This window comes from Bacteroides pyogenes DSM 20611 = JCM 6294 (assembly GCF_000428105.1).
Taxonomy (GTDB): Bacteria; Bacteroidota; Bacteroidia; order Bacteroidales; family Bacteroidaceae; genus Bacteroides; species Bacteroides pyogenes.
The window spans coordinates 1-26,677 of the sequence record NZ_ATZH01000044.1 but is presented as its reverse complement, the minus strand read 5'-3'; the positions used below and the strand labels follow the sequence as shown (position 1 = coordinate 26,677).

Sequence of the window (26,677 nt, the reverse complement as noted above, 5' to 3'; positions counted from 1 at the left end):
ACAACTTTCTGAAACTTTCAAGATTCAGGCTCTCAACCAGTGCGTCAACCATGCGCACCGGATCGTTCTCTGCAATATCCTCGTCAATTCTTTGAGGAAAAAGCACTGTTTGGTTGGGATTGTAAGGACGAAAATGTATCTTTGTCATAGTATAAAAAGTTATGCTTAAAGATACAAAATCTTTAGGTAATAACAAAGCCCCGGCTTGTGAAAGTCGGGGCTTTGTGCATAAAAAAAGAGGTGTGCATTTTGACACACCTCCGCCTTGTCGTATATTATTTGTATATAAGGGAAAGGTCGCACAGCTGTTTCTTCAGCAATTGCTTGGCCCTTCGCTTGTAAGCTTTAATCGTATCTTCAGTAGCGTTCATCGATGAGGCTATTTTGGCAATGGACTCTCCTTGCAATGTCTTAATCATCGCTTCTCTATAATGTTCCGGAAGCAGGTCGATGGCTTCGTACAATCGCATGAAGACTTCCTCGTCAAGAATGGCTTCTTCCCAATATTCATTCTGCAGCGCTTCTTTATAATTTTCCAGCAGTCCGTTTTTACGGAGAACATTAAGGCACTGGTTCTGTATGCTTGTATATAGATAAGACTTAAGGGAATTGACATTGTCGAAACACACTTTATTCGACCATATTTTGGTAAAAATATCCTGTACGGCATCTTCTGCAAAGCCTGAACCTACTATTTTCCCGGCAATTCGCTTTAAGGGAGCATAGTATGCAAGAAACATCAAACGGAAACCTTCGTCAAAGTTCGTGGTAAGTTGTGTGATGATCCATTCGTCTTGATGTGCTTGACTCATTGGTTGAAAATGCGCTTTTAATATTTTTTGTTACTTGGTTAAATTTACATTATTCTATATGGAGGGGCAAAGTTACAATAATTTTCTTTTGAGCAATGTTTCTTCCGATGAATTTGAAAGAAATATGAGTCAAGGTAGAAAATGTATGAAAAAGAAAGAAAAAGATGTTTTTTTTCAATTCTTGCGCCACTTTTTCTTTTTTTAATTGTCTTGTTAATAAAACGATAATCTTTAGTGTCAGAAATGGGAAACAACCGAATGATTATTGTATCCGAGCTAATTCGAAAAAAAATCTTGGGTATTATAACGTCCGAAGAGCAGAAAGAGCTGGAACGGTGGCTGGCGGATTCGCCTCGATACAGAGAGTTGCTTGAGAAATACGAGCGACCGGAGTTTCTTGCATCGTTCGATCCCGAAAAAGATCGTATGGAGGCGGAAGAGGCGTATGAGAAATGGACAAATACCGGAAAACAAAAATCCGGAAAGAAAATCATATTCTTAAAGCGTTGGTCTGTAGCTGCGGCATTAGTTGCTTTGGTGGGGCTCTCTTCGTTCTTTTTTTATTGGATAATGGAAAGAAGAGCGTTGCAAAACCGGATATATACCGAGCGTTTGATGGATGACAATTTACCTGAAATCAATGAAACGCAGGCTGACGCATTATTGTTGACTGCGGATGGAAAACGCATTCCGATGAATCAGTCGAAGAGTGTGATGACGGTTTCAGCGGAAGCGATCAAACAAGGAGAACAATTGATTACAGAAGAAAAGGATAATTCTCCTGAGGTCGTATACAACACACTTAAAATACTCAGGGGAAAACAATTCAAGATGCAACTGAGCGACGGGACGAAAGTATGGCTCAATTCGGATTCGGAAATAACATTCCCTAACCGGTTCGATGGCCCTGACCGTATGGTGTCTGTCAAAGGAGAACTCTTGTTCGAAGTGACCGAAGACAAAGCTCATCCGTTCATAGTTAATACCGAACATGGAGTGGTCAGGGTATTGGGTACTGCGTTTAATGTGCATTGCTACGATGATGAGACACCTATGATTACGCTGGTGCGCGGTAAAATCAGATACTCACTCGGCAGCCAGTCGGTCGAATTGACCCCCGGACAGCAATGCCGCGTGAATGACGACCGGCTGACAGTGGTAAATGTAGATACATACGAATATACGGCATGGGTAGATGAAGTAATCACATTCAAGAACAAACGGTTGGAGGAACTGATGAATATATTAGGCAGATTGTATGATGTCACAATTGCCTACGAAGAGCCTTCGCTGAAAGAGTTGCCGTTTACCGGTGCGTTCAAACAATATGAACAGTTGGATGAGATCATCCGGATGATCGAAGAAAGCGGTTTGATACATATCGATCGCAAAGGCCAAGAAATCCTCGTCAGGAAGTAAGAGGATTTTAGTGAAATGTGGCGGATATTTTCGAATCTGTAGAAAAGCACAGAAAAATAATAGGTATAGTTGATAAGGAAGCCAAATGGTTTTCTACAAAATTCTTTGAGTTTTTTTGAGACATAATTAATATAAAAACCAAGGTGAAGTATGGATAAACGATCATTCTTTTCTTTAAGAAGTTTAGCATGCGTTTTGCTCTTTCTTTGCCATTTACAAGTGGTAAATGCGCAGCAAAAGGGCAGTCGGATTACGCTAAATCTGGAACAGGCTTCTATCGAAAGCTTTTTTCGGGCAGTGGAGCAACAAGTTAAGTATAAGTTCTTGTACAGAAAGGACTTGATAGACATGTCGAAACGGTTGAGTTACGCATGTCGGGACAAGGAACTGAAGGAGGTATTGGACGAATATCTTCCGCAGGCAGGCCTTTCTTACAGGTTGAAAGATATGACAATCATATTGTCTCCCCAGTCTCAGCCTTCGAAAGAAACAAAAACGGAAATAAAAGGAACGGTTGTCGACGAGCAAGGCGTACCTGTAATCGGAGCGGCAGTGAAACTGAAAGGAACTACGCAGGGAACGATTACCGATATCGACGGAAACTTCAGGCTCGATGCTTCTCTGAATGATGTGGTGATAATTTCGTATGTCGGCTTGGAGACGGTAGAACGACGTATCGGGACGAAAACTATGCAAGTGGTAATGAAAGATAATGCCATCAGTCTGGGAGATGTGGTGGTAACCGGTTATCAAAAAATCAACCGTAAAATGTTTACGGGTTCTGCCAGCAAAATAAATGCCGATGAAACGATTCTGAAAGGAACCCCCGATTTGACGAGCTCACTGCAGGGTAAGGTTTCGGGAGTGCAGATAACAAATGTGTCGGGCTCTTTCGGAGCCAGTCCGATATTGACCATTCGCGGAAATTCTTCGATCAACGGAACCAATAAACCCTTGTGGGTTGTCGACGGCGTAGTGCTGGAAGACTTGATGTCGGTGAGCGCTGAGGAACTTACTTCGGGTAATCTTTCTACCTTGTTGAGCTCAGGCGTGGCAGGATTGAATCCGGAGGATATCAGCAGCTTCGAAATATTGAAAGACGTGTCGGCTACTTCATTGTATGGCGCGCAGGCCATGAACGGTGTGATTGTTATTACGACCAAACAAGGTAAGAAAGACAAACTGTCGGTCAACTATACAGGAAGTTTGGCGTTAAAAGGGCGCCCGAGATACGGTGACTTCAACATCATGGAGTCGAGCGACGAGATGTATATTTACAAGGAGCTGGTGAACAAAGGATGGATCGATATCACCACGGTAGCGCGTAGCGAGAACTTCGGAGCCATGGGGAAAATGTTCGACGAGATAACCAAAGGAAATATTAACTGGGGGCCGAACGGTACGTTGAACGAGGATTTTCTCTCGGGTTATGCCAACAGTAATACCGACTGGTTCAATACTTTGTTCCATCATTCGTTGGTGAACCAGCACTCTTTGAGCCTGTCCGGCGGTGGTGAGAAGACGACTTATTATGCTTCGTTGAGTTACTACGACGATAACGGTATGGCTGTCACTTCGGATAAGGTGAAACGCTATACGGCTTCATTGAGAGGAAAGTTCAATCTTTCGAAAGTGTTTAATGTGGGCTTGAAGCTTTCGACAAATATTCGTGATCAACGTGTACCGGGAACGAAAGACCGGAACTTTGACGCGATAACCGGTGAGTTTACACGCGATTTCGATATCAATCCTTTCAACTATGCGTTGAATACCAGCCGTAGCATGAGAGCGTATGATGAGAACGGCAATCGGGAGTTCTTCCGCCGGAGCTATACCAACTTCAATATCCTTCATGAATTGGAACACAATTTTGTAGATCTGACCGTTCGCGACATCACCGCACAGATGGATTTGGAATACAACCCGTTCAAAAGCCTGACGTTGATGGGATCGTTCCAGTATCGTGCTGCCAATACGTTGAAGGAACATAAGATTCATGAGTTCTCGAATCAGGCGGAAGCCTACAGGGCGGACTATTCGCAATCGATTATCGACGCCAACCGTTTCCTGTTCCGCAATCCCAAGTTGCCGACGGCCAATCCATACAGCGTTTTGCCCGAAGGCGGTTTCTACAATACCGAAGAGTCGGACATGCGCCATGCGTATATGAGAGCGACCGCAGATTTTTCTCCGAAAATCAGTATGGATCATGTTGCCAACGTGTTTGCCGGATTCGAGATAAACAGTGTGGAGCGTAAGCTCAGAGCCAACGACGGTTGGGGATATCTGTGGGATAAAGGCGGTGTGGTTTCCACTCACCCGGATGTAATGGATTACCTGAAACAACAGGGAGATGTATATTACGCATATCGCGAAAGTCGCGACCGCAGAATTTCATCGTTCATGAATGTGGCTTATTCGTATGCCGGAAAATATATATTCAACGGCGGCTTCCGTTACGACGGTTCGAACCAGTTGGGCAGTTCGCGCGATGCCCGTTATTTGCCTTCGTGGAATGTGAGCGCTGCATGGAATATGCACGAAGAATCGTTCCTCAAGGATTCGAAAGTGATCAGTTTGTTGAAACCGAAAATATCTTATGGGTATAACGGTATCATGGGTCCGGCTACGAGTGCCGAGCTGACGATTTATGCGAAGCAAACGCTCCGTCCTACCGACAACGAGGTATACAACACTATCGAAAGTCTACAGAATAAAGATCTGACATGGGAAAAAATGTATGAATTGAATTTAGGCTTTGAGATGGCCCTTTTCAAAAACCGGATCATGTTGGATGTGGCTCACTATCGTCGTAAATCGATAGATTTGATCGACTTTGTATATACTTCAGGAGTAGGCGGTCAGGCTATCAAACTGGGAAATATCGGTAACATGAAGTCACGCGGATTCGAGTTTGCCGTAAGTACACTCAATATTGCCACGAAAGATTTTGAATGGAAAAGCAGCTTGAATCTCAACTTCCATAAGAGTGAGATTACCAAGCTGAACAACTTTTCAAGAATATCTTCCGCTATTTCGAATACGGGTGTAGCCATGTTGGGCTATCCGCAGCGAGGCTTGTTCTCCATTCGCTTTGCCGGATTGGATCAAGACGGTATCCCGACATTCTACGGCGAAAACAATGAAATCGTGTATGACATGAATCTGCAGTCGCGTTCGGACATCGACAAAGTATTGAAGTACGAAGGTCCGTTGGAACCGAAAAGTTACGGAGGATTGACAAACACATTCCGTTACCGCAATTGGAACATGTCATTGGGATTGGTGTATAAATGGGGCAATGTCATCCGATTGGACGATGCGTTCTATCCGTCATACAACGACTACTCCGCTTTCCCGAAAGAGCTAAAGAACCGTTGGAGAATCAAAGGAGACGAGCAGCTCACTTCAATCCCTGCCATTTTGGATAAACGGACTTACAAACGTATTGAAGGGAAACAGACTTATCAGATGTACAACAAGAGTACCGAGCGGGTGGCAAAAGGCGACTTTATTCGTTTGAAAGACCTGACTGTAGGTTATTCGTTGCCACACAGCTGGTTGAAAGGTACGTTTATCAACAGCGCCAACCTGTCGTTTCAGGCAACCAACTTACTGTTGCTTTATTCCGACAGCAAACTCAACGGAATCGATCCGGAATTCTATTTGTCAGGCGGTGTTTCTCTGCCCGTTTCTAAAATGTATACATTTACTGTAGGTCTAAACTTTTAATTCGCAAGTATATGAGAAATCTGTTTACTAATATTATTATAGGGCTGTTTGCGCTGGGAGTTTGCGCTTCGTGCGACTCTTTCCTGGACGAAACGCCCGACAACCGGCTGCGTTTGGATAGTTATGAGAAAGTAGCCGAACTGCTGACAAACGCTTATCCTAACGGAAGCGGCGTATTTATGGAGTGGATGAGCGATAATGTAGGCGCCGATCCCAAGAATGTCCAACGTCTCGATATGACACAAGCTTACCGTTGGCAGAATGTGGAGCTCGAAGGGCAGGATACTCCTTCTTTCTATTGGAGCTCTCATTACAATGCGATAGCGCATGCCAATCAGGCATTGCTGGCACTGAAAGAGATTTCCGAGAAAAATACCGAACGTCGGAATGCTATTCGGGGTGAGGCGCTCGCCTGCCGCGCGTTCGCCCACTTCATGCTGGTGAATGTTTTTGCCAAAACATACGACCCTCAGACAGCAGCTACCGATCCCGGAGTGGTAATCATGGAGAAGGCGGAAGTAACCTTGCTGGCTCAGTATAAACGAAGCAGCGTACAGGAAGTATATGATTTTATCGAAAAAGATTTGTTGGAAGCCATTGACTTGGCATCGGACAGATTCTTGAAAAATTCCGGTAAGTATCATTTCAACAGATCGGCTATTCTGGCTTTCGCTTCCCGTTTCTTCTTGTTCAAGAAAGATTATCCGAAAGCAGAGAAATATGCCACCGAGCTTTTGGGGCATGGATATAACCCACAGTTTATTCGCGACTATAGCCAGGTATATACCGGTGCGAGCAGCGAAGTAATTGCACGTAAATTTACCGATCCGGCTTTGATGTCGAATTTGTTGCTGATTCGCAAAGACGTTTTATACGGGTATAAGGCTTATACCGGTTACCGTTTCAATCAGGATGTATATCAAAGCATGGTGATTTCTAAAAACGACAAACGTTTTTCCGTAAGCTATAGTTATGGCAACGGAAGTACCACATCGTTCCTTCCCAAATTTCAACGCGATTTGATACGCCGCACATCCATTACCTCTTCGTCCGGATTTCCTTATACCGTTGAAGTCGCCCTGAGAGGCGAGGAAGTTTTCTTCAACCGTCTGGAAGCATGGGTCATGATGGGAAACGAAAAGAAGACGGAATTCGAAAGCCAGTTCGGAGCCTATCTGAACGCTGTATATGGCGGAACGATTGATTATGTTACTCTTTATAACGGTTATAAAAAAACATTTCAGGATTTGGATGAAAACGCCTTGCGCATGAAAATGGTGTTGGATGAACGTCGCCGTGAATTCGTAGAGGAAGGATTGCGTTGGTTCGATATTCGCCGTCATTACTTGCCCGTGGTTCATGTGGATATGGAAGGAACTGTGAATACATTGATGCCCAACGATCCGCGTAAAGTATTGCAAATTCCGCAAACAGCCATTACTCACGGAGGTTTGCAGCCTAATGTGAGAGAAGACTCTCCCGAACCGAAAGAACATTTAGTGACTTATAATTAAATTGTAGTTATGAAAAAACTTATATATATACTATTTGGCCTATGTTTGTTCTCGTCTTGCCAGGATGATGAAAACAAAGCTTATGTATCTGAGAAAGTAGATTTGTCTACAGATGAAATCGATGTATATTTTCAGGAGAATTTTCAAGACAAGTATCGTTGTGCCATTCGTTGGAAATGGGTGGACAGGTATGTCGACATCAGTTATATTGTGGCGCCTGCCATGCGAAAGGTTGTTGTACCTACGGGAGAGATGCTCCGCCGGTTTTGGATCGAGCCTTTCATTCTGGAATCGAAAGCGAGCGCAGATTTTATCCGCGATCATTTCCCTCCCGAAATCGTTCTTGTGGGTTCCGAACTTCGTAATGCCGACGGAACGCGTACGTTAGGATATGCCGATGCCGGTGTGCGGATTACGCTTACCGAATTGAATTATTTCGATTTGTCAAGGAAAGATTGGGTGATTCAACAGCTTCATACCATTCATCATGAGTTTTCGCATATCATTCATCAGAAATATAATTTGCCGGTGGGCTTTAATAAAGTGACCGAAAACAACTATACAGGCCGGGCATGGCAGGATATGTATGTGCACGCGCAGCAGGAGTTGGGAGCTGCCGGTGTGCAATCTCCCACGCAACATCAGGTCGATTCCGTTGCCCAGAACCGGGCCATCATGAAAGGAATGCTGACTCCTTACGGAACTTCTACCGAATTCGAAGATTTTGCGGAGCTGGTCTCTATTTATTTGCTGACCGATCCGGTGGATTTTGAAACGACTTATTTACAGAATGACCTTTCCAGACCATTTCTGAACGAAGGAAAAACGTGGATCGACAAGAAGCTTACGCTTGTGAAGGAGTACTACCAAAGCAACTTCTCGATCAATCTCGAGCATTTGAGAGAGATAATACTTCAACGGTTGAACCAGTCAAATATGAAATAAACGAATGAATGCAATGAAGAAAATTATAGTTATCCTCGTATTGGCTTGCTGTTATGCCTGTTCGAGTGATTCGGTGAAAGATATATTCGACCAGACACCCGAACAACGGGTAGCTGCCGTGAAAGCGGAATATAAAAAGATACTGCTGGACGCACCGCACGGTTGGAAAACCTATTTCGGAACCGGCAGTTCGGTGGGACGCTGGCTTGTTCTTATGAAATTCGACGAGAAGGGAGAAGTGACTTTGAAATGTGATCCGGTGGATTATTATTACCGTAAAGGAGTGAAATTCGATGAGACAATCACTTATCGTGTGGATTATATTCAGAATCCGGAACTGATTTTTGAATCTTTCTCCCAATTCTCCGCGTGGAACGAATTTGTGATAGATACCAACGGAGACGGTCGCCCGGACAGGTATGCCGGTCCGGAGACTCAGTTTATTTTCGAGAAATTCCATGACGGCAAGCTTTATATGAAAGGAAAGTCGAACATGGGCATCGGCAAGAGGCAATCCGAGATTATCACCTATGTATTCGAGCCGGCTACAGAGAAAGACTGGACACTCGAAGGAATTGCGGAAGTGAAGAAAGCAATCGGTTACGACCCGACGCAAGGAAAATACCAGCGTTTGCTTTATAAAGGAAACTTTTTGGAAAGTTTGTTCTTTGTAGATGCCGATTCGAGAGTTGTACTCTATCGTTACAGCGATGGGCTGAAGAGCGAGTTCGCCATACTTCCTTTTTATATTACCCCCACCGGGTTCAGTCTGGTATCTCCTTTGAAAATAAAGGAAGTAGGTACGATTCAGCATTTTCTGGTAGATCCTGCGGAAAAAACAATCGTAGAAGCCGCCCATCCGGAACTGACACTGGAGTATACCGATAAGGGAGCGGCGGTTCAGCGGATGGCGTTCGACACGTTCGATAAAGTGTATCTGGGAATCGAAGTGTACCATGCCACGGGCGATCCGATCGGACGCAACCTGAAAAAGCTGTTCGATGACCTTCGTCCTCCTTATGCTTCGGAAGAACAACATCTCAATGTCATCTACTTTGCCAAAAACATCGATAAAGACATGGGAAAGGTACCGTTCAAATATGAGAAAGAGCTCACTCTGATTTATGCCGATACCGATCCGAGCTATTCCGGCAAAGATTTGTACGGCTCCAATCCGACATTTGTACGTATTCCGGTAGACTATGAAACTACAGCCGACAGAAAATGGGTGATTTCATTGACCGGATCTATCGAACAGGCTTTTCTGGATGCTTATAAAGAAAAAGGAGAAGAATATGCCCGTGCGAAAGCGAAAGCTGCCATGCCGATGCTGTATCAGCTCTTGCATGAAAAGGGATGGGGGTTGTATGCGCAGGGTGCTAATACGAATAATCCCACTATAAAGGTAGTGGACGAGGAGGATATTACCGGAAGTTTCTTTACGCTGTATCCCTATACCCAGAAAGATGTAGACAGATAAATGTTGTTTAAGAAAAAAGAAAATAACTTCATGAAACAGATCATATATAAATTATGGATATTGTTATTCTTGTTCGGTTGCAGTGAATCGGACAGAGTAGACTACGCCTCGCTTCGTGTCGATTTCTCCAGGAGCAGCGTGGATGTCGGAGAAAATTCGGGGCTATTGGAGCTGCCGGTCGTTCTATCGGGGGTGCGCAACGATCTTCCTCTTTCGGTCTCTGTGAAAATTGAGGCCGCAGACGGGAGCGCTGTTGCAGGCACAGATTATGAATTGCTCGACAAAGAGCTGATATTCGAGCGGTGCGGAACCTTGTTGCTTCGTATCCGGATGATTGATAACAAAGAAGTCACAGAAGACAAGAAAGATTTTACAGTTACTTTGAAGGTAGAGACTCCTGAAGTGCAATCTGTCGTATCGACCGTTAAAGTTTATATTATCAGCGATGATATGAAACCTTTCGAGTTACCGGGTAAATATACGCTTACAGCGAAAGATTTCAAATCGGGAGATTTGCTGAAGACAGAGCCCGGCACTGTAGAGATAGTGCAGGATGCGCAAAATCCTCAGCGGTATGTACTCCGTAATCTGATTTTGGTTAAAGGTCAGGAGGTTTTCCCATTGTCGTTGGCAGACGATCTGTATATTGAAGTCGATGAAAGCGGCAACATACAGATGCCCGTAATGCAAAAAATCGGCGATTATGGAAAAGGCGAAGGGTTTACCATCAGCATCACCCCCGATGGATATGCCGAACAGACTCCTATCCGTATCAGAGTGTCCGGAGGGAAAAAACTGGTTTTCATGAAAGATGCTTTGGCGGGAGTCACTCTTGATAAAAAGAAACAGCCCGTTTTCTACTACGTCTTGAAAGATATTGTTTTGGAAAAAGTAATTCAATAAGAATCGGAAGGTTATGATGAAGAAAAGCATAAAAACAGTTGCGGCCTGCATGGCATTGTCGGTTGCGGTCGCATGTAGCGAGAAGAACGAATATTTGTTCGGGGCGAAAGAACCTTTTGTGAAACTCGAAGCCTCTGCGGAAGATGAGGGAATGTTTACCCCCGACGCTCAGGAAGGATACGGATTGCTTCGGTCTAATGCCCGCTGGAAGGTTGCCAGTTTATCGGAATGGCTGACTTGCAGCACAGAAAAAGGCGAGTTCAACGACACTCTGCGTTTCCGTATGGAGGCGAATGCAGGCGATGCCCGCGAAGGAAAGATCGTAGTGTATAACACTGTGGGGCAGAGAAAGAGCGATACGCTGGTCGTCAGGCAGCAGTGTGCCGTGAATTTCATTCCGAAGGGATATGCCATCGAAATACGGTCGAAAGCTTTGGAAAAACCTCTCACCGGGGAAGAATACACTGAAGTGTCGTTCGATATATCAAGCTCCACCTCTTGGCGCGTATACACGAAGAACGCCGACAATTGGAGCACGGTGTTGACCAAACGCGGTGAGAAAGACGGTAGCGGAATGTTGATTGTCAGCAAGAACGAAAGCGTGGAGGCACGTTCCATGTATGTGTATGCCCAATCTGTGGAGTACCCCACATTGAAAGACAGCATCGAGATTATGCAAGACGGTCGTCCGTTGGTTCTTAACATTGTTTCTCCCGGAAGCAAGAAAGTATTGCTCGATGATGAAGCGTCCACATTCGCTTTCACTGTAAAGGGAGACGGGAAGTGGAAGATTGAAGGCAAGCCGGAATGGTTGCAGATAGATAAGCTGGAATATGAAGGCGATGCGGTTGTGTTTGTAAAGGCGGGTTCCACTGATGCGGAACGCAAGGCTGTTCTGACCGTTCGTTCTCTCGTCCAAACCGGCAAAACGGATATGCTTACCGTCGAACAAAAGAAGATTCCTGCCGGACGGATGAAAGACAGTCTGGCGTTGGTGGCTCTCTATGAGGCTACGGGAGGCGAACATTGGACTTATCCCTGGAAGTTGGAGATGCCACTGTCCGATGAAAATTGGCCGGGAGTGTTCTTTGATCATGTGAATGGAGAGCTTCGTGTGGTCGACCTTTCATTGTTGGATTATAATATGGAAGGTTCATTGCCGAACGAGATCGGTTGGTTGACTGAGGTGATTAAAATCAAGTTGCAACGCAATAAACTATCAGGCCCATTACCTGCCGCCATAAACAGGCTGACTAAATTGACACATATCTATATAACATCCAATCGGTTTAGCGGTGAATTCCCCGATATATCCGCTCTTAAGTCTCTCGTTTGGCTCGATATGGATTTCAATCGTTTCGAAGGAGAATTCCCTGCGAGCTTTTTAAGCCTGCCTAAGCTGACAAACTTAAAAATGAAGTATAATAAATTCGATAAAAACACCTGTGTACCGAAGCGTTTCGGTGGTTGGAGGCTTAATTACTATATTAACCCCCAACGCGAAGTGGAGGGAGATAATAGTACTGACTATAAATTAAAAGAATGTACGGAGTAAGTTAGAAAGAACGTATTGTACAGACATCAGAAACTCCGCAAAAGTGATTGCATCGGTATTGGAAAATATCTTGTAAGAACTATTTGCGGAGTTTCTTTATTTGCGCGAAAGCCCGAATCGAGCTTCGGACTTGTTCGAATGCTACGTTAATATTCCTTTTCATTCGTTCTTTTTCTCGGTGAAAAACTCTACATTTGTCGATATAATTAAACTATACTGCATGAAACGTATTTTATTTGCTATATTTTCTCTGTCTGCCATTTCTCTGACTGCTTTTGCCCAACCCCGTATCTCTTCGAACAAAGAGACGCACCATTTCGGGCAAATAGAATGGAAACGCCCGGTGACGGTGGAGTATACGATTACGAATACGGGAGATAAGCCGCTGGTGCTGACAAACGTGACGACTTCTTGCGCATGTTCGGTAGCCGAGTGGACCAAAGAACCTATTCCGCCCAAAGGAAAAGGGGTAGTGAAGGCTTCTTTCGACGCTAAAGCTTTGGGGCATTTTGAGAAGACGGTAGGAATATACAGTAATGCCCAGCCGCATTTGGTTTATCTGAAATTTACGGGCGAGGTGGTGCAGGAGGTGAAAGACTATACGCAACAACATCCGTATGCGATTGGGAAAATACGTATCGACAAAGAGGAGTTGGCTTTCCCCGACTCTTATCGCGGAGAGAACCCCGTCATTACGTTAAGCGTGGTCAATCTGTCCGACCGTCCTTACGAACCTGTGCTGATGCATCTCCCTCCCTATCTGAAAGTAGAAAAAGAACCCGCCGTACTGTTGAAAGGAAAGAAAGGAACAGTCAAGGTCACTCTCGATACTCAACGGCTGAAAGACTACGGGCTTACGCAGACGTCTGTCTACCTTTCCCGCTTTGCCGGCGATAAGGTGAGCGAGGAGAACGAAATACCCGTATCGGCTATTCTGCTTCCGCCTTTTGCCCATCTGTCGAAGAAGGACTCGCTGAATGCTCCCGCCATCCGTCTTTCCGAGACGGATATCGATTTAAGCGTTCCGTTGATGAGAAAGGAAAAAGCCGGCAGGGATATTCTGATTTCCAATGCGGGTAAAAAACCGTTGGTCATCAGCAAGCTGCAAGTCTTCAACTCGTCGGTGGAAGTAGTGTTGAAGAAGAGGGTCATACCTCCCGGAGGAAGTACGAAATTGAGGGTAACCATTCACAAGAGAAGCACGGGGAACAAGAAGCATCATCTGCGCATTCTGATGATAACGAACGACCCGCTTCGCCCGAAAGTGGAACTTAATATAAAACGTTAAATCGCATAGCTATGGAACATCCTGAGAATAGTGGAGAATACAAAGGGCTTATTGTAAATCAAGGCATCGAACAACCCTCTTCCGTGAGTCCTTACCTGAAACGCAAGCCGAAGAGACGTAAGCGATCGGTGGCGGAGTTCGTAGAGGGCATCGTAAAAGGAGATGTTACGGTGTTGAGCCAGGCTGTTACCTTGGTAGAGAGTGTGAAGCCGGAGCATCAGATCATCGCGCAGGAGGTAATAGAGAAGTGTCTGCCTTATTCCGGAAATTCCATTCGCATAGGTATCAGCGGAGTGCCGGGAGCGGGAAAAAGTACTTCGATCGATGTTTTCGGGTTGCATGTGCTCGCGAAAGGCGGAAAACTGGCCGTGCTTGCCATCGACCCCAGCAGTGAGCGGAGCAAAGGGAGTATTTTGGGCGACAAGACCCGCATGGAGAAACTCTCCGTACACCCGAAATCGTTTATCCGTCCCAGCCCGTCGGCAGGCTCATTGGGTGGAGTGGCCCGTAAGACGCGTGAAACCATTGTGCTTTGCGAAGCTGCCGGATTCGATAAGATTTTCGTAGAAACGGTGGGAGTGGGGCAGAGCGAAACTGCTGTCCATTCGATGGTGGACTTCTTCCTGCTGATTCAACTGGCAGGAACCGGCGATGAGTTGCAAGGCATCAAGCGCGGCATCATGGAGATGGCGGACGGTATTGTGATCAACAAGGCCGACGGCGATAATCTGGACCGGGCGAAGCTGGCGGCCTCGCAATTCCGCAGCGCGCTTCATCTCTTTCCCATGCCCGATTCGGGCTGGACGCCGCAGGTGCTGACGTATTCGGGATTCTACAATATCGGCGTGAAAGAAGTCTGGGATATGATTTACAACTATATCGACTTCGTAAAAGACAACGGTTACTTCGAATATCGCCGCAATGAGCAAAGCAAGTACTGGATGTACGAAAGCATCAACGAACAGTTGCGCGATAGCTTTTATCAGGATCAGCGGATTCAAACGCTCTTACAGGAGAAGGAACAAGGGGTGCTTCGGGGCAATCTGACGTCGTTTGCGGCTGCCAAAGACTTGCTCGATGTGTATTTCCGGCAACTCCGGCAGTAGGTTTCCTGTTGCAGGCAGGCAACGAAACTCCCGGCGGGATGATGGACCGGAAAGGTTGCAATATTGCTTCTCGCTCAGCGTGATATGCCTTTTCAAAAGCCCGCCCGCCTTTGATTTCAAAGTCCGCCGTGTTTGATTTCAAAGCCCGCCGCCTTTTTTTCAAAGCCCGCCGTGTTTTTTTCAAAGCCCGCCGCCTTTTTTTGAAGAACTGTGTGCTTTTCCGGAGATGCAATCAAGTATATTTCCGTGAAGCTGGTTAAATCAATATTTTTGTTTACATTTGTAAGTACTTAAAAATGAAACAGGATGGAGAAACAGGCCAACTTTATCCGGCGTATTGAGATAGACGGACTCTGGAAACGATACGATATCGCATGGGATTTGCGACCGGATGTGAATATCCTTTCCGGCATCAACGGGGTGGGGAAGACGACCATCATCAACCGTTCGGTCGATTATCTGGAACAGCTTCCGGGCAACTTCAAGAGCGACGCGAAGAAAGGGGTGCATCTTTTCTTCGATGATCCGCAGGCTACCGGTATTCCTTACGATGTAATCCGCAGTTACGACCGCCCGCTCATCATGGGCGATTTTACGGCACAGATGGCGGATAAGCATGTAAAGTCCGAACTCGACTGGCAACTGTATCTTCTACAACGCCGTTACCTCGACTATCAGGTGAACGTAGGCAACCGGATGATCGAACTGCTTGCCGACCCGGAGGAAGAACAACGCAACAAGGCGGCGGAATTGTCGGTTCCCAAACGTCGTTTCCAGGATTTGATCGATGAACTCTTCGGTTATACGCGAAAGAAGATCGACCGCCGCCGGAACGACATAGCCTTTTATCAGGACGATGAGTTGCTGTTGCCCTATAAGCTCTCTTCGGGCGAGAAACAGATGCTGCTGATTCTGCTGACCGTGCTCGTGCAGGACAATGAACACTGCGTGCTTTTCATGGACGAGCCGGAGGCCTCTCTGCATATCGAATGGCAGCAACGGCTGATTGCGATGATACGGGAGCTGAATCCTAATGTGCAGATCATTCTGAGTACGCATTCGCCTGCGGTCATCATGGAGGGATGGCTCGACGCGGTGACGGAGGTAAGCGACATTTCGACCGATATCACCGGAGCGTCCCGTCCGCCCGTTTCGTAGGCTCCGGTGATTTTTCCCGTTCGCCCGGCATCGCTTGCCGGTCACTCATCAGTTTGTTCCCCGATCTCTAACCATAATCATCAGCAAAATGCCAAGCACATTACGAGACAACCTCACCTCTTCTTACTTCCATGCGGCTCATAAGCTCTACCCCAAGAAGACGCGCCGGCGGATCATCGCATACGTAGAAAGCTACGACGATATCGCTTTCTGGCGAAGCCTGCTCGAAGAGTTTGAAAACGACGAGTATTACTTTCAGGTCATGCTCCCTTCGTCCACTTCGCTGACGAAAGGCAAGAAAATGGTGCTGATGAATACGCTCAACACCGATGAGCTGGGGAAAAGCATGATAGCCTGCGTAGACAGCGATTATGATTTCCTGTTGCAGGAGGCCACTCATACCTCGCGCAAAATCAACCGGAACAAATATATCTTCCAGACGTATGCGTACGCCATCGAGAATTACCATTGCTACGCCGCCAGCCTGCACGAGGTCTGCGTGCAAGCCACGCTCAACGACCGCCCCACTCTGGATTTCGAAGCCTATCTGAGCCGTTATTCCGAAATCGTTTACCCGCTGTTTTTGTGGAACATCTGGTTCTATCGCCGACGGGATACGTACACCTTCCCCATGTACGATTTCAACAATTGTACCGCTTTGCGCGACATCAACCTGAAACATCCCGGACACAGCCTTGACGCCTTGCAACGGCGGGTGAACCGTGAGCTCGACGCGCTGGAAAACCATTTCCCCGATTTGACGGCAAAGGTGAACGGCATGCGTGGGGAGCTGAAGAAATTGGGGTTGGTGCCCCAAACCACCTATCTCTATATGCAAGGACACCACATCATGAATAATGTGGTGATGAAATTGCTGATTCCCGTTTGTACGGCTTTGCGCCGTGAACGCGAGCTGGAGATCAGACGTCTGGCCGGACACGACGAACAGTTCAGAAACGAACTGACCGGCTATGAAAACAGTCTGGTGAATGTAGAAGTCGTTTTACGGAGAAACGTTGCCTATAAGACTCTTTTTCATTACGAATGGCTGAAACACGATATTCAGGAATACTTGAAAAACGGTGTGCCGAAGAGTCAGGCAGCGACTTCTGTGCCCAAAAAGGGTTAATCTGAAAAAAGTGTTGCAGCATCTCCTATTTTCAGGGCATAACCGTCTTTACCTACGGTAACTATTTCAATACGGTCATCTACAGATAAAATCTTTCTTACCTTTCTGACCAAATTATAAAGGCTATGTTGGTCTGGCAATGCTCCTTTCCACAAACTGCTTATTTCCTCATGAGATACAATTTCTCCTTGATGTTCATCCAGTAACAGAAGTAATGCAAATTCCAGCTTACTTAATCTTTTCAATTTTTGAGCCCCTTGATACAATATATGATTTTGGGTATCCAGTTCCAGCGACGCTATTTTTATCTTTGGAATGAAATTGTGAGTCGTATTGGCATGACGTTCTATATATGCTGTCAGCTCCTCTATTTCAAAAGGTTTTTTTAGATAGGCTATCGCTCCATTCCGAAGAGCTCTGATCAGCTCATTGCTTTCAGTATGTGAGGATATGACAATAATAGGAATTTCAGGAGATACGGCATACAGTTCCGGCATCACATCAATCCCGTCTTCTACCCCTATTTCTACATCCATTACAATAATGGCAGGCCTGAATTCATTGACAACAGCTTTTATTCCGGTCAATGAATTTTGTTGATGCACCGCATACCCTTCCTCCGTCAGTGCCATTGTCACTATATTGCCTAACATGACGTCATCATCGATAAAAAGAACCTTTGCCTTACTCATCATTCCCCGTTTTTGTAGTTGAATATACAAAAGAACTCATTCCAGCGGAAATTTGCAAATAAAAGTACTTCCTTTGCCCGGCTCACTCTCCACAGAAATGCTTCCGCCGTGCGCTTCCATGATATATTTAGTATATGCCAATCCCACACCATAGCCATGCTGATGGACTACTTGCTCGCGTGGCACCTGGAAAAACTGCGTGAATATTTTCTTTTGGTATTTTCTTTCTATACCCCAACCATTATCCCCAACTGCCAATATCACCTTACCTTTCTCTTTTCTTACTTTCATGACAATACTGACCCCTTCATTGGAATATTTCAAGGCATTTTCCAGCAAGTTCCGGATGATGTTGGTCACGTAAAGCGGGTCCAGCCTCAATCTGAGTTCATCGGCATCCGAGTCAAGTGTTATTTGGTGAGGTTTTCCCATATACTGCATAGAAACACTTTCCCGTGCACGTTCAATTAATTGCAGCAAATCCGCTTCCACTTTTTGCAACGCTATTTTCTGCTTATCCCTACGGGCGGTGATCAATAATGCTTCTATATCACATACCAGATTACGCGTCTGCCCCATTGTCCTCTCCACCAGTTGCTGCAACGAATCATCCGGCAGTTTCTTTTTCAAATACCCCATAAAGGTTATCACGCTGTTCAGAGGTGCTTTCAGATCGTGTACCGTTCCGTTCACACTGGCTTCACGTTGCTTGAATAATTTGTCTTTCTTTCTAATCAAAATGACTAGATAAACCACGCACCCCAAAATAATGAGCACCAGCAAGATAGATTCCACCAAGATAAAAAGCATCTCGCGCAAGAAGGGTGAAAGCGAAGTTTCCGCTTTAACCTGTATAAACTGTAGACCTTTTGTGCCGATAGGGAAAAGGCGTGTGCTCTCTACATTCTGCTTATTAGCGGACAATGTCCCAATGCTGTTGATTATCGTTGTATCCTTATTATATAATAGGATGCAATGGTTAGCAACCACATCCGTTTTCTTCAGTTCTTGAGAGAAAATACTGTCCAGTTTGGGAAGAAGTATATATTTTCCCTCTTCTATGAAACCGTCTTGGTCAAACTGGATAATCACTTCCGACAAATTGGAACCAATATGTTTTTGAGTTAATAAATCCAAATCCAATGTATCCCCTTTCAACTGATTTCTTTCTTCGGGTGTCATATCGTCCGCCGCTTTAGCAACAATTTTAGGATGTTTCGGGTCCTTATAGGGAGAGGTGTGACGCCGGAATGCTATTTCTTTTCCTATACTTACAGACATGGCTTTTTCCATTGTCCCTACCGCTTGCGAAATATAGGCGCAACGCATGTTATGAATCCATAATCCCTGCAAGCAAAATATGGCAACGGCAGCAACTATTGCTATATAAATAACTTTTCTCATATCGTAGGTAATCTGATTTACGTACAAATGTAACCAAAGAATTTTATTTGGTTACACGAAAGGTTACACTTTGGTTAACAATAGTCTTAAAAAAGTAATTTACCTTTGTAATATCATAAAAAAGGGAAATGATGTATGGAAATAGAGATATTGACAAAACAGGAATTATCCTCTGTAAAGGGAGGAAGATGGATTTACAAAGACGGCAAATGGTATTGGATTGAGGATACCAGATAAATCCTTTTACAAAGAGACTGATTATTTGAGAAACTAGAAATGCGCAAAATATAGTGACAGACTTCTATCTGTTGGTATAGAAGAGCAAAACTGAAACGCTTTAGTGAAGGTTTTACTTGTAAAAACAACTGCTATGAATTTTGAAAAAAAAAAATATTAGTAAGGAATTTGATTATATAGAAGAAAACCTTTTAAACTATATAAAAGGTGGGAATTCATCTATTGATCAAGATGGATCTTCCGATTGCTGCGGTCTACAATTTTCATGTAATCATCGTGGTAAAAAAGAAGAAGAACAAGCTTCTATTCAATTCAGTTAAGATAACTAATCGATTTAACTATGGAGAATTTTATTACAATTCTGAAGCAGGATGAAATTGAAGAAGACTCCTTGGAACAAATAAAAGGAGGCAATAACTCCAACGAATCATCAGGAAAATGCTGCAAATTACAGTTCTCATGTAATTACAGAGATGGAGATCCTACAGAAGTTGAACCCCAACTACAGTTCTGTTAATAATTATCAATAGAAGAAAAGTAGGAAGTTCTTTGACTTTTTACTACATCCTATAGATATTACTAATACAAAGAATGTGCCAAAACATTTGGCACATTCTTTTAAATACATAAAAAATGGAAGGTAGACAAATCATATCAAAATACACTCACCTTTTTACCGTTCAGAATCAAGGTGATACAGAATATATAGTTTATAATTCAAGAAACAATTCCTTTTTTAAAATAAGTGAAGAATTATATATTGTTCTACAAGAATACAGTAAAGATCCACAATACTATATCGGGCTGATAAGGAATGATTGTTTGTCTTCTCTTCAAAAAGCTAAAATTATAGTTTCAGAGGATGAAGATGACAATTTTGTAAGGCAAAGTATTTTAAAAAGCAATTTAGACAGTTACGCTTCTTCTCATTTATCTTTATCTATAGCCCCAACTTCTGGTTGTAACTTTAGATGTCCCTACTGTTATGAAGAAAATAAACCCAATGTAACAATGACAGATGAAACTATAAAAAATATGATCAGCTTCATCAATGAGCACCAATCTATAAAAACGATGGGGATTACCTGGTATGGTGGAGAGCCATTAATAGCTTTTGATACTATAAAGAAAATACTTAATGAAATTAAACATAATAGCCATGTAAAATTAACAAGTCAAGCAATCGTCACCAATGGTTATAATTTCAATCAAGAAGTTATAAATTTTTTCAAGGATCAAAATCTTGGTAAAATACAAATAACCATAGATGGGCCTGAAGAAGAACATAACAAAAGAAGAATACTACAAAATGGGAAAGGAACATTTCAAAAAATCATAAGCAATTTAAAAGTCATTGTCCGTGAACTTCCCGATAGTCATGTGCAAATCAGAATTAATATAGATAAGAATAATCAAGATGGATTCATCATTTTATACAAGGAATTAAAAGAGTTGTTCAATTCTCATATCGCAATTTATCCAGGTTATATCAGAATTAACAATAAATTTCAAACAGGCATAACTTGTGATTCTGTTGATCAAAATGAAGCCAGATTATTCTATGACAAGCTAGAAAAAGACGGCAATATAAAAGTTAATTATTGTCCACAAATAATCAGGCAAAGAGGATGTGTAGCAACATGTATAACGGGTTATGTAATTGGTCCAAGCGGTGAAATATATAAATGTTGGAATGATATGGGATATCCTGAAAAAATAGTCGGATATGTCAACCAAAACAAACTGACCAACCCTAATTTATACAATCAGTATCTCATAGATGGACAATGGACTGCAGATGAAGAATGTAAAAAATGCTTTTTCTTACCTATATGTAGTGCGGGGTGCGCATGGCAGCGTATACGTAATAAATTTCATAAAGGCACTTATGATTATTGCTCTTTATATAAAGGAGAGGGAATTGATAAATATTTGGAATTACATTATAGGAAGAACTACCTTCTTAGTAATAAGAAAGATTGATACTAATACAATTTAAAATTATATGGTTGAATGAAACTGATATTCAAGATGAGAAAAACAAAAACATATATGATCTTCTGTCTTTTTTGCTTTCTCCCTACGATACTTCCGGCACAGGTCTTTAAGGGGAAGGTTACAGATGCGAACCACACTCCACTTGCTTATGTGAACGTCATACTGCAAGAACTGGCTGATTCCGCATTTATAGCGGGATGCATAACAGATACAAACGGTTTTTTCTATTTGGAGACCGATACAGACAATAAGAAGTCTAAACAATTAAAAGCCAGCAGTATAGGCTATTCTACAAAAATCATCAATATTGGCAACCATTACGATGGCACAATTGTGTTAAATGATCAGTCTCAGATTCTCCGGGAAGTTACTATAAAAGGGCATAAGCCTATATATCGGATGAAAGCCGGGGTACTGACCAGCCAAATCAAAGGGTCTGTGTTGAGCGACATCGGCACAGCCTCAGATGTATTGAGACAGCTGCCTTTTATCACTACCCAAAAAAACACCATCAAAGTGTTTGGCAAAGGGACACCTCTTATTTATATCAACAATCGGCTGGTTAGAAACGACCACGAACTGGAGCAACTGAAAAGCGAGCAGATAAAAGATGTACAACTTATCATGAACCCCGAAAGCCAATATGATGCAGAAACAAATGCCGTCATAAAAATTACAACCTTACGCCCCACCGGAGACGGAATAGGTGGAAGCCTCTCGCTAAGGGGAGAACAGAAAAGCGAATTCACGCATAGCGGACAATTGGATTTAACCTACAGAAAAAATAAGTGGGATGCATTCATGATGCTCTATTATGACAAAGAGAAATGGAATCAGGAGCAAACCGATCGGACTTCGTTCTATCACAATTCCATTTCTTACAAAGTGGATAACAACGGAGAAATTATGTTTCAATACAAATTATTGGAGACATCGGTCGGATTCAATTACACTATCAGCCCGAGACAATCCGTCGGACTGAAATACACATATAGCAAGGACTTTACCACGCCCGCCAGCCTGACATGTCTCAATCATCTTCATGAGAATAGTATCAATTCTTCTTTTCATTCAAACAACCTCATCCGACAGGGAGGTGACTCGCACTATGTAAGTGCTTATTATTGTAACGAATTTGAGAACAAAAATTTGTTTCACTTGGATGGAACATTTATCAATAAGGAGAATTTCATCAATGCGGTAGCGTGGAATGACAAAGACAATGTGATAACTACCCTTCCAAGCCAAAGCAACAGCCGATCACAACTATATGCACTGAAAATGTGGGGAGAAATACGCGTGGGAGATGGAAACTTGGAAGTGGGAGCGGAAGGAACGAGCACGAAAAACACGCAGAATTATCGAATGGAGAATGAAGCGTTCGTAGAAGACTTGCCCACCAACCAAAATGAGTCGGAGCAAAATGCCATAGCCGCATACATATTATATGCAAAGGAATGGGGAAGCCTTACTTTGAACGGAGGAGTGCGCTATGAATATATCGATTTTGATTATTCCGTCAATGGAATGAAACAAGATACGGAAAGCAAAACATACCAAATTTTGTCGCCCTCCCTGTCCTTATCGTACCAGAAAGAGAAACTGGCTGTATCTTTAAATTATCGTACCACGGTAAGAAAACCGGGATATTGGCAATTAAGAAGCAATATTTCTTATAACAATAACTTTTCATACGAAGGAGGAAATCCGGCATTGCAAAGAATGACCAATCATCATTGCGGACTGATGTTAAACTATGGCGGTTTTCTTCTGGAGTGTGACTACAATTACAAAAAAGATGATATCATGCTTTATCAGCAGCATTTTAAAGAAAAGCCGGTCATACTCACTTCGTTTATGAACCATGACAGAGAGACTTTCTCTACCAATTTCTCCTATTCGCCCGTTATAGGTATATGGAAACCTTCATTCATGACAGGCATATCCATGCAGAATATGCACTACAATGGGCACAGCTATAACAAGCCCATTTTTAGTTATATGTGGAAAAATATAATCACTTTTCCTACCCAATGGACGATTACATTCAATCTAAACGGTTCGTCCTATGGACATTCTCAATTTACTGCCGAGCACAGTTCATTTAATTCGGACTTCTCCATAAGAAAGCGTTTCAAGAAGTCACTTGACCTTTATGTCGGTGTTTCAGATTTGTTTAATACTTATCGCGAACAATGGTCTATGAACATGGATGAAATATGGTTCTACAAATGGAACAATCTCGACTATAGACATATTTATCTGCGAATGGTACTGCGTCTTAACAAGGCAAAAAATAAATATAAAGGCGGATCAGCCGGGCAAAGTGAAAGAAACAGATTATAACATGAAATCATTTCCTTTCTGCAAGCAGCACGACGCTATGCAATGTGGCATCACTTGCCTGCAAATGATATGTAAATACTACGGGAAACAATATTCTCTAGATTCCCTTTCCCGTTATTGCTTTGCCACTACCGAAGGCGTATCTCTGCTGGGCATCAGCGAAGCGGCAAACAAAATGGCCCTGCATACCATTTGCGGACGGGTAACCATGAGACAACTTCCTCAAGCCCCCCTGCCCTGCATTCTACACTGGAATCAGAATCATTTTGTCATTCTCTACAAAATAAAAAAAAGAAAGAATTTTTATATTGCCGATCCGGGAAAAGGACTGGTGACTTATACTGAAAAAGAATTTAAGGATCACTGGATTAGTACACAGTCTGAAGGAGAAGAAAAAGGAATAGCCATGTTTATTCAGCCTACCCCCGCTTTCTACGAATTTCCAGGAGAAACGACGAACGGAAAGCGTTCCTTCAAATTCTTGTTTGGTTACATAAAGCAATATCATCAGTATTTCGGGCAGATTATATTGGGAGCTTTAGTGGGTTGTTTGCTACAACTTATCTTCCCTTTTCTTACACAAGCCATTGTTGATATAGGTATCAAACATCAGAATCTGAGAATCATTTACCTGATTTTGTTGGGACAGCTCATACTGACCATAAGCCGCACCGGTGTGGATTTTATCCGCCGATGGATGTTGCTCCATATCAGTATGCGCATCAACATCTCTTTGATATCTGACTTCTTTATCAAACTATTGAATCTCCCCATGTCTTTCTTCGATACCAAGCTTACCGGAGACCTGATGCAACGGATGAACGACCATAATCGGGTAGAGAAATTTCTTACCACACAAATGCTTAATGTCACCTTCTCTCTGCTTAGTTTCATTGTATTCGGCTGTGTGCTGTTCGGTTATAACCTGGCGATATTCCTCATCTTTCTCACGGGAAGCATCTTATACGGACTATGGATTGCCGTTTTCCTGAAAAAGAGGAAAGTATTGGATTATGAACTGTTCGAAAAACAGGCTATGAGCAATAACAAAACCTATCAGTTTATTACTTCCATGCAAGAGATCAAACTACAGGACTGCGAGCAGCGCCGCCGCTGGGAATGGGAAGATGTGCAAGCAGATCTGTTCCAAGTCAATATGAAATCTTTGAAATTACAGCAGATCCAGGAAGCGGGAAACATCTTCATTAATGAAGCAAAGAACACCATTATCACCGTTCTGGCAGCAACAACCGTCATTCATGGACAAATGACTTTGGGAATGATGCTGGCAGTGCAATATATCATCGGGCAACTCAATGCACCGGTGGAGCAATTGATGAACTTCCTTTATTCATTCCAAGATGTAAAAATAAGTCTGGATCGCATCAACGAAATTCACGAAATGGAGAACGAGGAAAACAACAAAGGTACATTAAGCGCGTTTCACGACCGGGACAAAAGCCTGTCTTTTAAAAACGCCGATTTTAAATATGATCCGCACAACCCGAGCAAAATACTGGATGGAATAAACATAACCATTCCCGAAGGAAAAGTGACCGCCATAGTGGGAACCAGCGGAAGCGGAAAGACAACGATGATAAAACTCTTGTTAGGCTATTATCCCCTGCTGGCAGGAGAAATAACCATTGGCTGTACAAACTTGGAAAAATATAACTTGAAATGGTGGCGTAAACATTGCGGAATGGTTATGCAAGACGGAGTTATCTTCTCGGAAAGCATCGCCCGCAACATTGCGGTGGATGATAACGAAATTGACAAAGAACGTCTGCTCCAAGCAGCCCGCATTGCCTGCATAGATAGTTACATTAATTCTTTACCCTTGAAATACAACACCTTAATAGGACAGGATGGTATCGGGCTGAGTCAGGGACAGAAACAAAGAATTCTGATAGCGCGTGCCGTATACAAGAATCCTGATTATATATTTCTGGACGAGGCGACCAATGCGCTGGATGCCAACAACGAACGGGTTATCGTAGAGAACCTGATGGAATTCTATAAAGGAAAAACGGTAGTTATCGTCGCACATCGGCTAAGTACGGTAAAGAATGCAGATCAGCTCATTGTGATAGAAAGAGGCAGAATAATTGAAACAGGAACACATACGGTATTAATAAACCGCCAAGGAGCATATTATCATTTAGTTAAGAATCAATTGGAATTAGGGACCTGACGATTATGAACATAGATTATGCACAAATAGAACTTCGGAGCGAGAAAGTTAGAAATATCATCGGGCGCATTCCTCCGCTGCTTATACGTAGTGGAATTACACTTATTACTTTATTGATAACAGGTTTGGCAGTGGTAGCTTGCTTCATTCCTTATCCAGAAAATGTGACGGGAAAAGTGGAAGTTACAATAAACAGTTATTCCGAAATAGAGTTAACAGCCTTCATCCCATATACTGAAATAACGAGGATAAAAGAAGATATGCCCGTCAGTATCGAAATGGAAGGCTACATTGATGTAACAAACGGGCATCTGAATGGAAAAGTGAAAACAGTATATGAAGAAGTGTATAGAAAAGAAAGAAAGAATTACTTCCGGATAGATTTGAAGTTGGATAATGTTGTGAATTACCTCAAAATGAAGAACGGCATGGAAGGCACAGTTACTATTTTAGTATCCGACCACAGTCTGATGGAATATCTCTTGCCTGCCAGTCTGTTCAAGTAGATTCTATTTCTATAATTTTTCACGGAGGTGTGTCGTAATGCACGATGCACTTCCTTTTTTGTTCATCGCTATACAAATCGGTTCATTATCTTTAAGCTGCGATATTTTGAAGATTTCTTTGATTTATGTGTTTCCAGCACTTAAATAAAGCGGCAGTAAGCTCATAAAACAGCCTAATTAGCCAATCCATGCCTTCTTTTGTCATTTTTGCACACATCTTTTTTATATTGAAGGCAATGGCCAGGAAGGAAAAGTCCAT

At 43.2% G+C, this 26,677-nt stretch carries 19 protein-coding genes; 16 read left to right on the top strand and 3 right to left on the bottom strand.

The annotated features are described in order from the left end of the window. Positions 1-275 precede the first annotated feature (275 nt). On the bottom strand, positions 276-812 hold the full coding sequence (locus tag C234_RS0111490) for an RNA polymerase sigma factor (protein WP_027325892.1): 537 nt from the start codon (positions 810-812) through the stop codon (positions 276-278). A 294-nt stretch (positions 813-1,106) separates the two neighbouring features. On the opposite strand from C234_RS0111490, the gene C234_RS0111480 reads away from it, so the two are divergent. The 11 genes from C234_RS0111480 (at position 1,107) to C234_RS0111425 (ending at position 17,041) form a co-directional block, all read left to right on the top strand. Further along, entirely contained in the window at positions 1,107-2,231 is a 1,125-nt protein-coding gene (locus C234_RS0111480) for a FecR family protein (RefSeq protein ID WP_160169610.1), read from the top strand. Between the two features lie 150 nt (positions 2,232-2,381). Further along, entirely contained in the window at positions 2,382-5,963 is a 3,582-nt protein-coding gene (locus C234_RS0111475; RefSeq protein WP_027325890.1) for a SusC/RagA family TonB-linked outer membrane protein, read from the top strand. An 11-nt stretch (positions 5,964-5,974) separates the two neighbouring features. Further along, on the top strand, positions 5,975-7,477 hold the full coding sequence (locus tag C234_RS0111470; RefSeq protein WP_027325889.1) for a RagB/SusD family nutrient uptake outer membrane protein: 1,503 nt from the start codon (positions 5,975-5,977) through the stop codon (positions 7,475-7,477). 9 nt (positions 7,478-7,486) lie between these two features. Next, on the top strand, positions 7,487-8,422 hold the full coding sequence (locus C234_RS0111465; protein WP_027325888.1) for a substrate import-associated zinc metallohydrolase lipoprotein: 936 nt from the start codon (positions 7,487-7,489) through the stop codon (positions 8,420-8,422). A 13-nt stretch (positions 8,423-8,435) separates the two neighbouring features. Continuing rightward, entirely contained in the window at positions 8,436-9,902 is a 1,467-nt protein-coding gene (locus C234_RS0111460) for a DUF4302 domain-containing protein (RefSeq protein WP_158330261.1), read from the top strand. Positions 9,903-9,932: 30 nt separating this feature from the next. Then, entirely contained in the window at positions 9,933-10,805 is an 873-nt protein-coding gene (locus C234_RS0111455; RefSeq protein WP_158330262.1) for a Calx-beta domain-containing protein, read from the top strand. A 13-nt stretch (positions 10,806-10,818) separates the two neighbouring features. Next, a complete protein-coding gene (locus tag C234_RS16825) occupies positions 10,819-12,360 on the top strand; it encodes a BACON domain-containing protein (RefSeq protein WP_051290252.1) in 1,542 nt (513 codons plus the stop codon). Between the two features lie 220 nt (positions 12,361-12,580). Beyond that, a complete protein-coding gene (locus tag C234_RS0111445; protein ID WP_027325885.1) occupies positions 12,581-13,648 on the top strand; it encodes a DUF1573 domain-containing protein in 1,068 nt (355 codons plus the stop codon). Between the two features lie 11 nt (positions 13,649-13,659). Continuing rightward, the gene (meaB, locus tag C234_RS0111440; RefSeq protein ID WP_027325884.1) at positions 13,660-14,754 is read left to right on the top strand and encodes a methylmalonyl Co-A mutase-associated GTPase MeaB; all 1,095 of its coding nucleotides are present in this window, start codon (positions 13,660-13,662) and stop codon (positions 14,752-14,754) included. 306 nt (positions 14,755-15,060) lie between these two features. Beyond that, positions 15,061-15,912: an AAA family ATPase gene (locus tag C234_RS0111430; RefSeq protein WP_027325883.1), complete on the top strand. Its 852-nt coding sequence runs from the start codon at positions 15,061-15,063 to the stop codon at positions 15,910-15,912. An 88-nt stretch (positions 15,913-16,000) separates the two neighbouring features. Beyond that, positions 16,001-17,041 (top strand): DUF4435 domain-containing protein, encoded by a 1,041-nt coding sequence (locus C234_RS0111425; protein ID WP_027325882.1) that lies wholly within the window; start codon positions 16,001-16,003, stop codon positions 17,039-17,041. On the opposite strand, the gene C234_RS0111420 is transcribed toward C234_RS0111425, so the two are convergent. Continuing rightward, positions 17,038-17,736 (bottom strand): response regulator transcription factor, encoded by a 699-nt coding sequence (locus C234_RS0111420; RefSeq protein WP_027325881.1) that lies wholly within the window; start codon positions 17,734-17,736, stop codon positions 17,038-17,040. The genes C234_RS0111425 and C234_RS0111420 overlap by 4 nt on opposite strands. 33 nt (positions 17,737-17,769) lie before the next feature. Beyond that, positions 17,770-19,137: a sensor histidine kinase gene (locus C234_RS0111415; protein WP_027325880.1), complete on the bottom strand. Its 1,368-nt coding sequence runs from the start codon at positions 19,135-19,137 to the stop codon at positions 17,770-17,772. Positions 19,138-19,514: 377 nt separating this feature from the next. Here C234_RS0111415 and C234_RS17530 point away from each other — a divergent pair, with 377 nt between their 5' ends. The 5 genes from C234_RS17530 (at position 19,515) to C234_RS0111385 (ending at position 26,418) form a co-directional block, all read left to right on the top strand. Beyond that, complete coding sequence (locus C234_RS17530; RefSeq protein ID WP_148295230.1) at positions 19,515-19,694, top strand: hypothetical protein; 180 nt, start codon at positions 19,515-19,517, stop codon at positions 19,692-19,694. Between the two features lie 313 nt (positions 19,695-20,007). Beyond that, positions 20,008-21,357 carry a radical SAM/SPASM domain-containing protein gene (locus C234_RS0111400; protein WP_027325879.1) on the top strand — a complete coding sequence of 450 codons (1,350 nt, stop codon included), beginning with the start codon at positions 20,008-20,010 and terminating at the stop codon, positions 21,355-21,357. 48 nt (positions 21,358-21,405) lie between these two features. Beyond that, a complete protein-coding gene (locus C234_RS0111395; RefSeq protein ID WP_161625917.1) occupies positions 21,406-23,718 on the top strand; it encodes an outer membrane beta-barrel family protein in 2,313 nt (770 codons plus the stop codon). Position 23,719: 1 nt separating this feature from the next. Beyond that, complete coding sequence (locus tag C234_RS0111390) at positions 23,720-25,912, top strand: peptidase domain-containing ABC transporter (protein ID WP_027325877.1); 2,193 nt, start codon at positions 23,720-23,722, stop codon at positions 25,910-25,912. 5 nt (positions 25,913-25,917) lie between these two features. Next, positions 25,918-26,418: an HlyD family secretion protein gene (locus C234_RS0111385; RefSeq protein ID WP_034537593.1), complete on the top strand. Its 501-nt coding sequence runs from the start codon at positions 25,918-25,920 to the stop codon at positions 26,416-26,418. Positions 26,419-26,677: the final 259 nt, after the last annotated feature.